Raw genomic sequence first — 2,351 nt, 5'->3', positions numbered from 1 at the left:
ACCCTTTTGCCAAGGCCTACGCCATCTGCTTATTCTGCGCCGCACGGCATGATTGTGAACACAAGCAAGAATGGCTAAGGTATTCGCGATAGAGAACCAAAAGGGTGGTGTGGGCAAGACCACCACCTGCATCAACCTCGCAGCATCCCTGGTCGCGACCAAGCGCCGGGTGCTGTTGATCGATCTCGATCCACAGGGCAACGCCACCATGGGTAGCGGTGTGGATAAGCACGGCCTGGAAAACTCGGTCTATGACCTGCTGATCGGCGAATGCGATCTGGCTCAGGCCATGCACTATTCCGAGCACGGCGGGTATCAACTGCTGCCAGCCAACCGCGACCTGACAGCCGCCGAAGTGGTTCTGCTGGAAATGCAGATGAAGGAGAGCCGCCTGCGCAGCGCGCTGGCGCCGATCCGCGAAAACTACGATTACATTTTGATCGACTGCCCACCGTCGCTGTCGATGCTCACACTGAACGCACTGGTTGCCGCTGATGGGGTCATTATCCCCATGCAGTGCGAATACTTTGCGCTCGAAGGGTTGAGCGACCTTGTGGATAACATCAAGCGAATCGCCGAACTGCTCAACCCCAACCTGAAAGTCGAAGGCTTGTTGCGCACGATGTACGACCCGCGTCTGAGCCTGATGAACGATGTCTCTGCGCAGCTCAAGGAACACTTTGGCGAGCAGCTGTACGACACGGTCATTCCGCGCAACATCCGCCTCGCCGAAGCCCCAAGCTACGGCATGCCGGCTCTGGCGTACGACAAGCAATCGCGCGGCGCACTGGCCTATCTGGCCCTGGCAGGCGAGATGGTTCGTCGTCAGCGCAAAAATTCACGCATTGCCGCTGCTCAGGCAACTTAAGGAATCCCCATGGCCGTCAAGAAACGAGGTCTCGGACGTGGACTGGATGCACTGCTGAGTGGTCCGACTGTCAGCTCGCTGGAAGAACAAGCCGCGCAAGCTGACACGCGTGAACTGCAACACCTGCCGCTGGACTTGCTCCAGCGCGGCAAGTACCAGCCGCGTCGGGACATGGATCCGCAGGCGCTGGAAGAACTGGCGCAGTCGATCAAGGCGCAAGGCGTGATGCAACCGATCGTGGTTCGCCCGATTGGTGGCGGCCGCTTTGAAATCATCGCGGGTGAACGCCGCTGGCGCGCGAGCCAGCAGGCCGGACAGGAAACCATCCCGGCGATGGTCCGCGATGTGCCGGATGAAACCGCGATCGCGATCGCACTGATCGAGAACATCCAGCGCGAAGACCTCAACCCGATCGAGGAGGCGGTCGCCCTGCAGCGCTTGCAGCAGGAGTTCCAGCTGACTCAGCAACAAGTCGCCGAGGCTGTGGGTAAGTCCCGCGTGACTGTGGCTAACCTGTTGCGGCTTATTGCGCTGCCGGAAGTCATCAAGACCATGTTGTCCCACGGCGACCTGGAAATGGGTCATGCCCGTGCTTTGCTCGGTCTGCCGGAGAATCAACAGGTTGAGGGGGCGCGACATGTTGTCGCACGCGGTCTTACCGTGCGCCAAACTGAAGCACTGGTTCGCCAGTGGTTGAGTGGCAAACCGGAGCCTGTTGAAGCCACCAAACCCGACCCGGATATCGCTCGTCTCGAACAGCGTCTGGCCGAGCGCCTAGGCTCTGCGGTGCAGATTCGCCACGGGAAGAAGGGAAAGGGGCAGTTAGTGATCGGTTACAACTCCCTCGATGAGCTTCAAGGTGTGCTCGCGCACATCCGCTGAAACATTTCCTCATGTAGCGGGCAGTCGGAAATCACTACCTGACAGTTGAATAGGGGCAGAACCGCCCCTATACTCTGCGCGCATTTTGTCGGCACAAATTATGCCAAGTTATTGAATTCTGGCAGCCGACCATTGGAGAGCAAAAGTGATGGAAACCCGCAAGCCAAACCGCCTGCCGTTCCATCGCCTGGCGGTTTTTCCGGTGTTAATGGCTCAATTTGTCGTTTTGCTGATCGCCGCTTTGGCGCTCTGGCAATGGCACGGAGTCGTTACCGGATATTCGGGACTTTGCGGGGGCCTGATAGCCTTGCTGCCCAATGTATATTTCGCTCACAAGGCATTTCGGTTTTCCTGCGCCCGAGCAGCCCAGTCCATCGTCCGGTCTTTTTATGCCGGCGAGGCAGGCAAACTGATTTTGACGGCAGTGCTCTTTGCACTGGTGTTTGCAGGTGTGAAGCCATTGGCGCCGATAGCAGTATTCGGCGTGTTCGTGCTGACTCAGTCGGTCAGCTGGTTCGCTCCCCTGCTGATGAGAACAATACTTTCGAGACCTTAGGGCTTTTGAGGCAACCATGGCAGAAACAACCGCTTCGGGCTATAT

3 protein-coding genes are annotated in these 2,351 nt (G+C 58.1%); all 3 read left to right on the top strand.

Features of this window, described 5'->3' with window-relative positions; all coding sequences use genetic code 11:
* Window positions 1-70 precede the first annotated feature (70 nt).
* The 3 genes from ACIQVE_RS29490 to ACIQVE_RS29480 all read left to right on the top strand — a co-directional run bounded on the left by ACIQVE_RS29490 (window position 71) and on the right by ACIQVE_RS29480 (window position 2,306).
* A complete protein-coding gene (locus ACIQVE_RS29490) occupies window positions 71-868 on the top strand; it encodes a ParA family protein (RefSeq protein WP_402815462.1) in 798 nt (265 codons plus the stop codon).
* Window positions 869-877: 9 nt separating this feature from the next.
* A complete protein-coding gene (locus ACIQVE_RS29485; protein WP_187677230.1) occupies window positions 878-1,750 on the top strand; it encodes a ParB/RepB/Spo0J family partition protein in 873 nt (290 codons plus the stop codon).
* 148 nt (window positions 1,751-1,898) lie between these two features.
* Window positions 1,899-2,306 (top strand): F0F1 ATP synthase subunit I, encoded by a 408-nt coding sequence (locus tag ACIQVE_RS29480; protein ID WP_402815459.1) that lies wholly within the window; start codon window positions 1,899-1,901, stop codon window positions 2,304-2,306.
* Window positions 2,307-2,351 lie beyond the last annotated feature (45 nt).

It is taken from the genome of Pseudomonas sp. NPDC098747 (assembly GCF_044760045.1).
GTDB lineage: Bacteria > Pseudomonadota > Gammaproteobacteria > Pseudomonadales > Pseudomonadaceae > Aquipseudomonas.
This window is presented reverse-complemented; position numbering and strand designations above follow the sequence as displayed.